The sequence below is a fragment of the Mycobacterium sp. genome, from assembly GCF_049585075.1.
In the GTDB taxonomy this organism is placed as follows: domain Bacteria; phylum Actinomycetota; class Actinomycetes; order Mycobacteriales; family Mycobacteriaceae; genus Mycobacterium.
Genome location: NZ_JBAUZA010000453.1, coordinates 1 through 8,160 on the forward strand (window position 1 = coordinate 1; position 8,160 = coordinate 8,160).

General features: G+C 64.8%; 10 protein-coding genes. 7 read left to right on the forward strand and 3 right to left on the reverse strand.

Annotated features, from left to right (window positions below; all coding sequences use genetic code 11):
- Positions 1-633: DNA polymerase III subunit delta (gene holA, locus WB785_RS21395; RefSeq protein WP_424081585.1), on the forward strand; the 633-nt coding region annotated here is incomplete at its 5' end.
- 1 nt (position 634) lies between these two features.
- On the opposite strand, the gene rpsT is transcribed toward holA, so the two are convergent.
- On the reverse strand, positions 635-895 hold the full coding sequence (rpsT, locus tag WB785_RS21400) for a 30S ribosomal protein S20 (protein WP_424081587.1): 261 nt from the start codon (positions 893-895) through the stop codon (positions 635-637).
- A 150-nt stretch (positions 896-1,045) separates the two neighbouring features.
- Between rpsT and WB785_RS21405 the strand changes: the two genes are divergently transcribed.
- From WB785_RS21405 to WB785_RS21420, 4 genes are all read left to right on the forward strand, one after another.
- Positions 1,046-2,728, forward strand: coding sequence for a circularly permuted type 2 ATP-grasp protein (locus WB785_RS21405; protein ID WP_424081588.1), 1,683 nt, complete (start codon positions 1,046-1,048; stop codon positions 2,726-2,728).
- Positions 2,728-3,705 carry an alpha-E domain-containing protein gene (locus tag WB785_RS21410; protein WP_424081590.1) on the forward strand — a complete coding sequence of 326 codons (978 nt, stop codon included), beginning with the start codon at positions 2,728-2,730 and terminating at the stop codon, positions 3,703-3,705. The genes WB785_RS21405 and WB785_RS21410 overlap by 1 nt, the downstream gene beginning before the upstream one ends.
- On the forward strand, positions 3,705-4,544 hold the full coding sequence (locus tag WB785_RS21415; protein WP_424081592.1) for a transglutaminase family protein: 840 nt from the start codon (positions 3,705-3,707) through the stop codon (positions 4,542-4,544). Before WB785_RS21410 ends, WB785_RS21415 begins: the two co-directional genes overlap by 1 nt.
- A gap of 104 nt (positions 4,545-4,648) precedes the next feature.
- Positions 4,649-5,218 (forward strand): hypothetical protein, encoded by a 570-nt coding sequence (locus WB785_RS21420; RefSeq protein WP_424081602.1) that lies wholly within the window; start codon positions 4,649-4,651, stop codon positions 5,216-5,218.
- Positions 5,219-5,222: 4 nt separating this feature from the next.
- Here WB785_RS21420 and WB785_RS21425 read toward each other — a convergent pair whose 3' ends face one another.
- On the reverse strand, positions 5,223-6,065 hold the full coding sequence (locus WB785_RS21425; protein ID WP_424081594.1) for a ribonuclease Z: 843 nt from the start codon (positions 6,063-6,065) through the stop codon (positions 5,223-5,225).
- 240 nt (positions 6,066-6,305) lie between these two features.
- Between WB785_RS21425 and WB785_RS21430 the strand changes: the two genes are divergently transcribed.
- Positions 6,306-6,734: a CBS domain-containing protein gene (locus WB785_RS21430; protein ID WP_424081596.1), complete on the forward strand. Its 429-nt coding sequence runs from the start codon at positions 6,306-6,308 to the stop codon at positions 6,732-6,734.
- A gap of 4 nt (positions 6,735-6,738) precedes the next feature.
- Here the strand turns inward: WB785_RS21430 and WB785_RS21435 are convergent, their stop codons facing one another.
- On the reverse strand, positions 6,739-7,341 hold the full coding sequence (locus tag WB785_RS21435) for a type II toxin-antitoxin system PemK/MazF family toxin (protein WP_424081598.1): 603 nt from the start codon (positions 7,339-7,341) through the stop codon (positions 6,739-6,741).
- 246 nt (positions 7,342-7,587) lie between these two features.
- On the opposite strand from WB785_RS21435, the gene WB785_RS21440 reads away from it, so the two are divergent.
- A complete protein-coding gene (locus tag WB785_RS21440) occupies positions 7,588-8,154 on the forward strand; it encodes a hypothetical protein (protein ID WP_424081600.1) in 567 nt (188 codons plus the stop codon).
- The last annotated feature ends 6 nt before the right edge of the window (positions 8,155-8,160 follow it).

The following is an 8,160-nucleotide window of genomic DNA, read 5'->3' on the forward strand; positions in this document are numbered from 1 at the left end:
GGCCAGCTGCGCGCTCTTGGCGCGCAGCTGTACCCGTGCGCGCGGATCAACAAGGCCAGCGAACGTATCGACTTCGTCCGCAACGAGTTTCGCTCGTTGAAGGTCAAAACCGACAACGACACGGTCGGTGCGCTCCTGGATGCCGTCGGCTCCGATATACGCGAACTCGCTTCGGCCTGTTCTCAATTGGTCGCCGACACCGGTGGCCGTGTCGATGTCGCCGCGGTGCGCCGCTATCACGGTGGCAGGGCCGAGGTGAAGGGATTCGACATCGCCGACAAGGCGGTGGCCGGTGACGTCGCAGGCGCTGTCGAGGCGCTGCGCTGGGCGATGATGCGCGGCGAGCCGCATGTGGTGCTGGCCGACGCGTTGGCCGAGGCCGTGCACGCCATCGGTCGGGTGGGTCCGCTTTCTGGTGACCCCTACCGTCTGGCTGCCGAAGTCGGGATGCCGCCCTGGCGGGTACAGAAGGCGCAGAAGCAGGCCCGGCGCTGGTCGCGCGAGATGGTCGCTGTCGCGATGAAGTTGGTGGCGGCGCTGAACGCCGACGTCAAGGGTGCGGCGGCTGATGCCGATTACGCGTTGGAAGCGGCGGTGCGAAAAGTCGCGGAATTAGCGGCGGGCGACCGCTGACTCAGAGAGTGTTGAGGGCGTGCGCCAGCGCTGACTTCTTGTTCGCGGCCTGGTTCTTGTGAATCACGCCCTTGCTGGCTGCCTTGTCAAGCTTGCGGCTGGTGGAGACCAGCAGTTCGGTGGCTTTCTCTTTTTCGCCTGCGGCGGCGGCCTCGCGGAACGCGCGGACAGCCGTGCGAAGAGATGACTTCACCGCCTTGTTGCGCAGTCGGGCGCGCTCGTTGCTGCGGTTGCGCTTTTGCTGCGACTTGATGTTGGCCACGCGTCAATTCCTTCGGCTTACGATTTTGGCGGCTTGTGGTGTCAGGGGTGCCGCAGCGTCTCAGCGCTTAAGCGGCGACGGCTCAGGGTATCAGTCCGCGGTGCATTCGCCCAATTCGGAGCCGCTTGGCCTGCAGAAACGGCGTTCGTGATGCAGCATGGCAAGGTGGCCCCTCGAACCGTGCCCGTCGAGACTAGGCGGCCGCCGCGCGGCGAGTCCCGGCCGGCGAAGCGCTATGAGCGCATCTTCGACGGCTACAACACCGCCAGCAGCTACGCGGAGGCCTTCGATGAGATGTTCGACGGTCAGGGCAACATCCGCGGCCCGTACAAGGGCATCTACGCCGAGCTGGCGCCGTCGGATGCGTCTGACCTCGAGGGCCGGGCCGAGGCGCTGCGCCGGGCATTCAGCGATCAGGGCATTACGTTTTCGCTGTCCGGACAGGAGCGACCCTTTCCGCTGGACCTGGTCCCACGGGTGATCTCGGCCGCGGAGTGGACGCGGTTGGAGCGCGGCATCACCCAGCGGGTCAAGGCCCTCGAGTGCTACCTCGACGACGTCTACGGCGATCAGGAGATTCTGAACGACGGGGTCATCCCGCGTCGGTTGGTGACCTCCTGCGAGCACTTCTACCGTCAGGCCGCCGGCATCGTGCCGCCCAATGGCGTGCGCATTCACGTCGCCGGCATCGACCTGATCCGCGACGAGCGCGGCAACTTCCGGGTCCTCGAGGACAACCTGCGTTCGCCGTCGGGGGTGTCTTACGTGATGGAGAACCGGCGCACGATGGCGCGGGTCTTTCCTAACTTGTTCGCCACGCACCGGGTGCGCGCCGTCGACGACTATGCGGCGCACCTGCTGCGCGCTTTGCGCAAATCGGCGGCTACCAACGAGGCCGACCCGACCGTCGTCGTGCTGACACCCGGGGTGCACAACTCGGCGTATTTCGAGCATTCGCTCCTGGCCCGTCAAATGGGTGTCGAGCTCGTTGAGGGCCGCGATCTGTTCTGCCGCGACAACCAGGTGTACATGCGCACCACCGAAGGAGAACGTCATGTCGACGTCATCTACCGGCGCATCGACGATGCGTTTCTGGATCCGATGCAATTTCGCCCCAATTCGGTGCTGGGCGTGGCCGGCCTGCTCAACGCCGCCCGAGCCGGCAACGTGGTGATTTCCAGCGCCGTCGGCAACGGGGTAGGCGACGACAAACTCGTCTACACCTACGTGCCGACGATCATCGAGTACTACCTGGGCGAGAAACCGCTGCTGGCCAATGTGGACACCTTCCGGTGCTGGTTGGACGACGAACGCGAAGAAGTGCTCGACCGGGTCGACGAACTGGTCGTCAAGCCGGTCGAGGGGTCCGGCGGTTACGGCATCGTCTTCGGTCCGGAAGCCTCCGCCAAGGAGTTGACCGCGATCAGCAAAAAGATCCGCGACGATCCGCGCGGCTGGATCGCCCAACCGATGATGGAGCTCTCGACCGTCCCGACCAAGGTTGCAGACACGCTGACACCCCGATACGTCGACTTGCGACCGTTCGCGGTCAACGACGGCGACGACGTGTGGGTGTTACCCGGCGGGCTGACCCGGGTGGCACTGGTCGAAGGATCGAGGGTGGTGAACTCCAGCCAGGGCGGCGGATCCAAGGACACCTGGGTGCTGGCGTCACGCGCGTCAGCGGCCGATCGCGAATTGGGCGCCGCCCAGATCGTCCGGTCGCTGCCCACACCCGCCACGACGTCCAACGGCGACGCGGAGGCGGATAAGTCCACTCAGCAGCAACAGCAGCCAGGCCAACAGCAACAGCAGCAGGCGGTGATCCGCTGATGCTCGCCCGTAACGCCGAGGCGCTGTACTGGATAGGTCGCTACGTCGAGCGCGCCGACGACACGGCGCGCATCCTCGACGTCACCATTCACCAACTGCTGGAGGATTCCAGCGTCGACCCCGACCACACCTCGCGAGTGCTGTTGCACGTGTTGGGAATTGAGCCACCCGACACCCAGTTGGACGTCTGGTCGTTGACTGACCTGGTGGCGTTTCGCCGCAACACCGCCGGCGGTTGCTCCATCGTCGATGCCATCTCCGCAGCGCGGGAGAACGCGAGGTCTGCTCGCGAGGTCACGTCGACGGAAACCTGGGAGTGCCTTAACACCACCTTCAACGCCCTAGGTGAACGTGAACGTGCGGCCAAACGACTTGGCCCGCACGAGTTTCTGTCGTTCATCGAGGGCCGCGCCGCCATGTTCGCCGGCCTCGCCGATTCGACATTGTCGCGCGACGACGGGTATCGCTTCATGTTGCTGGGCCGCGCGATCGAGCGGGTGGACATGACGGTGCGGTTGTTGCTGTCACGAGTGGGAGACAGCGCTTCCTCGCCGGCCTGGGTGACGGTGCTGCGCTCGGCGGGCGCGCATGACACCTATTTGCGAACCTATCGAGGTGTGCTGGACGCCAACCGGGTCGTCGAGTTCATCCTGCTCGACCGGTTGTTTCCGCGGTCGGTCTTCTACTCGCTGAAGATGGCCGAGCACAACCTCGACGAGCTGCTGCACCGTTCGCACAGCCGGGTCGGCACCACCGCCGAAGCGCAGCGGCTGCTCGGGCAAGCCCGCAGCGAACTCGAATTTATCGAGCCAGGAGTATTGCTCGAATCACTGGAGAGTCGGCTGGCCAACCTGCAGCAAAGTTGCCATGACGTCGGAGAAGCATTGGCGATTCAGTACTTTCACGCTGTGCCGTGGGTCGCCTGGTCCGACGCCGCTCAACGTGACCCGTTGCCGGCAAGGCAGGGGAAGACCTGATGTGGCGATTGCGGGTGCTGCACGCCACCGGATATGCCTATCCGTCGCCGGCGACGGCCTCCTACAACGAAGCCCGGCTCACACCGCGGTCGGATACCCGGCAGAACGTGGTCCTCAACCGTGTCGAAACCGTCCCGGCTACCCGGGCGTACCGCTACATCGACTATTGGGGCACGGCTGTGACGGCGTTCGACCTGCACGCGCCGCATACCGAGTTGACTGTCACGGCCACGTCGGTGGTGGAAACCGATCGAGCGGAGCCACCGACCGAAAAGGTCACCTGGACGGACTTGCACGGCGAGTCGGTGGTCGACCGATTCGATGAGGTGCTCCGCCCCACCGAATACACGCCGGCAAGCAAACGTATTGCGGCCGTTGGCAAGCGGATCGCCAAGTATCACGAACCGGCCGAAGCCGTTGCGGCTGCCGCGGACTGGGTACGCAGCGAACTAGACTACGTGCGCGGCACCACCGGTGTGCATTCGTCGGGCCTGGACGCGTTGCGTGAAGGCACAGGCGTCTGCCAGGATTTCGTGCATCTATCGTTAATTATGTTGCGCAGCATGGGTATTCCTTCGCGGTACGTGTCCGGTTATCACCATCCCAACTCTGATGCAGTGGTGGGTGACACTGTCGACGGGCACAGTCATTCCTGGCTGCAGGCATGGACCGGGAGTTGGTGGGATCTCGACCCCACCAATGACAGCGAGATCACCGAGCAGTACGTCAGTGTCGGCGTCGGTCGCGACTACTCTGATGTGTCCCCGCTCAAGGGCATCTACTCCGGCCAGGGCGCCACCGACCTTGACGTCGTCGTCGAAATCACCCGACTTGCATAGTGGACGTTTCACCCGAACGCAGACCGTCGTTGGCCCTCATCGCCGCGCTCTGCGTAGGGCTGCTCTTCGGTGGTCTGGCGATCGGAGTCGCGCTCGGCGGCGTGATGCCGCTGCCGTATGGGCCGGTGGCCGCAATCCAGCAGTACGTGCGCGCCGAGCCGGTCGCAGTGCAGGTTATCGCCGTGGCGGTGTTTGCCTCGTCGGTGCCGCTGGCCGTGTACGCGGCGACCGCCAGTGCCCGATTGCGCGAACTCGGGGCCACTGCTGCGGGAGCGACGATCACACTGGCGGGCGGACTGTTGGCGGCCGGCGCACTGGGCCTGGCGGGCTTGGTCGCTTGGACATTGTCGTGGCCAGAGGTCAGCGCCGACACCGCACTGGTACGGGCGCTGTATCTCCTGGTATTTCTGCTGGGCGGCCCCGGACACATGGTGGGGTTGGGCGTCCTTATCGCGGGCATGGCGGTGCCCAGCCTCAGCCTTGGACTGTTGTCCCGGCCGCTGGCCTGGGCCGGTCTGCTGATCGCCGGGCTTTCCGAATTGACACTGCTGGTGCTGATCTGGCCGATGGTGGGGCCGATCCTGCCGGTCGCCCGGGTCTTGGCGTTGGCGTGGGTACTGGTAGCCGGCGCGCGGTTGCCGCTGCAGCGCAACGATATTCGCGATGCCGGGTGAGGGTTCACCCGGGCGGGCCCACCTCCACCCGGTGCAGGTCGTCGCCGAGCTCAATCCGCCCGTCGAATTCGGTGGCGGCTAGCGCACGCCACTGATCCTCTTGCCCGGGAGCGATAGTCGGCACGTAGTGGGTCAGCACCAGGGTGTCGACCCCGGCGCGTCTGGCGGTCGCGGCCGCCTCCTGCACCGACGAATGGTACTCACAGACGTCCTTCATGCGCTGTACCGGCAGCGGGGCTATGAGTTCCTTACGGATGGCGGTGTGCACTAAAGCATCTGCGCCGGTGGCGAGTTCATCGAGGCTCTGGCACGGGACGGTGTCACCCGCCAGCACCGCCGAGGCGTCGCCAACCTCAATCCGAAACCCGATCGTCGGCGCTACTGGTCGGTGGTCGGTGGGGGCCACCCGGATTGACACGCCCTCCCGGTCCCACACTGAGCCCTCGGTGTATTCGTGTACCTCAACTGGTGGTGGGGCCGTCAGGTCGTCGTGGTGCGCGATCCGGTAGCTGATGTCGGGACCGAGTGCTTGCAGCGTCGCCTCGACCACCGCGGCGGTGCCGGGCGGCCCGATGATCGGCAGCGGTGTGGGGTCGGGGCTGAACGTGGTGACCCAGCGGGTGATCACCACATCGCCGAGGTCGGTGATGTGGTCGCTGTGCAGGTGGGTAAGCAGCAAGGCCGATAAACCATTGGCACCCAAGCCGATTGCCGCTGCGCGTTGCAGCACGCCGCGCCCGCAATCCACCAAGAAAGCCTGGCCGCCAGCACGCACCAGTGTGGCCGGCCCGGCGCGATCCGGGTCCGGAACTGGGCTGCCGGTGCCGAGCAGCGTGATCTCGATCATCGCTCAAAGGTATGTCACAAATCCCGGTCGCCCACCGCTCAATTCGCTAATCAAGCTGGCTCGCAACGCTTCTCTGGCTGCGAGATTCAAGGCCCCCTGCCCACGGTGATTGCGGCACACGACGCGCCGATCGGCAGTGGCCTGAACAGCACGTTGGTGTGATTTTCGCGGGTTCCTTTCACGATGACCGTTCTCGCCGTAGCCTGGTGTGAACCGGATCACAATCGGCGGGAGGCCTGGATGCGCATTGCAGACGTGCTACGGAGCAAGGGTGGCGCGGTAAAGACAATCGACCCCGACGCGACCGTGACCGAACTACTGGCCGGGCTCGCCGGTCACAACATCGGCGCCATGGTGGTGGTGGGGCCCGACGGCGTCGCCGGCATCGTCTCCGAGCGTGACGTGGTACGCCAGCTGCATTCCCAAGGGGCTGACGTGCTGTCGCGACCGGTTTCGAAGATCATGACGCCGGTGGTTTCGACGTGTAGTAAGTCCGACACGGTCGACAGCCTCACCATGCTGATGACCGAGAACCGGGTGCGACATGTACCGGTACTCGAGGACGGCAAGCTGATCGGGATCGTCAGCATCGGTGATGTGGTGAAGACGCGGATGGAGGAGCTGGAGGCTGAGCACGAGCAGCTGCAGTCCTACATCACCCAGGGCTGATCACTCAGCGCCAGGAGTAGTCGCGTCGTAGCCGAGCAGCCACTACGTCGAAGACCGTTCGCTCCAGGATCGCGCCCTCGCGGCGGATGCTCTCTTCGGGGACGTCGAGCACCCGGTCCAGCCGCACCCAACTGGGTCTGCCATCGGCATCCCAGCTTCCGCTGCCTATCGGAACCCAGTCCCGGTCGGCAGCATGCCTGTCTTGGCTGGACATCATCAACCCGAGCAGCGTGTTGCGGTCGCGGCCTACGACCAGCACCGGACGGTCCTTACCGCGGGTGGGGTCGTCCTCGTAGGTCACCCACGTCCAGACGATTTCGCCGGGATCGGCCCGACCGTCCAAGTCGGGGGCGTAGACCAGCCTGCGGGCCCGGTGCGCGGTAGGCGCGCTGTTGCGGGTTACCGGGCGACCGGCGGTGATCTCGGCCGGCGGTTCGGATGCGCTGCCGGTGAGTACATCGATGCCGATCTTGATGCCCCGCTGGACGGTCTTCTGCATGGTCGGCGAGTTCTGCAGCTGCCGGACGAACCTCGGTGCGTCGTTGAACACCAGGTTCTCCGCGAACCGCTGCAACGTTTCCCACGGCTTCTTCCGCGCGGAAGGCATATTGGCAGCATAGGTGAGCGGTCTGGGCGTCATGGCCTCGTCGCGTTTGCCGTGGATCTCGGTATTACGGGCTGGCCGCGGCTGCCGATCCGAATGCTTAACAAAGTACAAGCCCGAGTTGAATTTTCTCAGCGTAAGACTTCCCTCAGATTTAGTTGATTGTTAGGGTTTACTCAGCTTCTACAAGGGGGAACCTTGGGGGCACGCAAGCAGTCCGCTAGTCGAGATCATGGAAGGGGCATGACTATGAACATTCGCAAAATCGCCGTGATGGGGAGCTTCGCGGCCGGAGCAGCACTGGCGTTGGCGCCGCTGGCGGCGGCGGATCCTGTCGTCGACCCACTGGCCCCCTTTGTCGCCAGTGAGATTGCGTCGCTGAACTCTATGTTTGTGAGCGATGCCGACCTCGCGGGCGTCGGCACCGACGTCGTCACACACCCCGGCGATTTCGACACCATTCCGTTGGCGGACGCACCGAAGGTGCCCCCGTTTACTCCGCTCGACTACGAGCTGTACGGGATCAACCCGGCCGTTGCTGGCCCCGCGTCTGACCCGGGCGCCTACAACGTGGACAACGGGGCTCTGACCGAGTTCTACAACGCCTACAACGTCGAGCTGTTCTCGCTGTTGAACCCGACGGCCCCGATCGACACGATCCCAATGGCCGACCTGTTCGGATCGGCAAGCGGGATCAGCGAAGCGTTGGCTACCGGCAGCGCCTTCGGCGCCGCTGGCGACTTCTTCGCGGATGGTATGAACGACCTGCTCGGGTACTTCTCGCTGCCCCCCTTGTTCGACCTGCCGGCGCTGTAAGAGTTC